This is a genomic window from Sulfitobacter sp. G5_S2_6_S6 (genome assembly GCF_054968505.1).
This window is the reverse complement of sequence record NZ_JBQKUI010000029.1, coordinates 1-516: the sequence shown is the minus strand read 5'-3', so window position 1 is coordinate 516 and position 516 is coordinate 1. Positions and strand designations below refer to the sequence as shown.

The following is a 516-nucleotide window of genomic DNA, read 5'->3' as shown; positions in this document are numbered from 1 at the left end:
TCGCGCCGTCCGATTGGACGATTAAGAACTGCGTACAGTGCTTAATGGTCAAATCGTATGCTTGCCCAACGCGTGCTTTGCTTCGCAAAACCCTGTTTGGGCGACGATCTTTCCCTCGGAAAGATCTTGGTGGAGCCTAGGAGGATCGAACTCCTGACCTCCTGAATGCAAATCAGGCGCTCTCCCAGCTGAGCTAAGGCCCCATCAAACCCTTGCGGGATACTGGTGGGTCGAGGAGGACTTGAACCTCCGACCTCACGCTTATCAGGCGTGCGCTCTAACCACCTGAGCTACCGACCCAGCGTAGTTCGCTTTGCGAACTGCGCGTCGCCCTGGCAGGCTCTTTTGACTTCAAAAGATGCCGAGAAGGGCCAGCGTCAGGCGTGTTACTTTGGGCGCTTTAGGCAACCCCACCCCTTACGGGACATTTGCTGCGCAAATACCCTGTCGGGGCTTCGCGCCTCACTGCGTGAGACGCTTGCTGAAGAGATATGAGGACGGCTCGGTCCGAAAGGC

Annotated in this window: 2 tRNA genes; both read right to left on the bottom strand. The window is 57.0% G+C overall.

The annotated features are described in order from the left end of the window. Positions 1 to 127: 127 nt before the first annotated feature. Positions 128 to 203, bottom strand: a tRNA-Ala gene (locus ACTRWK_RS17520). A gap of 20 nt (positions 204 to 223) precedes the next feature. After that, positions 224 to 300 (bottom strand) — tRNA-Ile (locus tag ACTRWK_RS17515). Between the last annotated feature and the right edge of the window lie 216 nt (positions 301 to 516).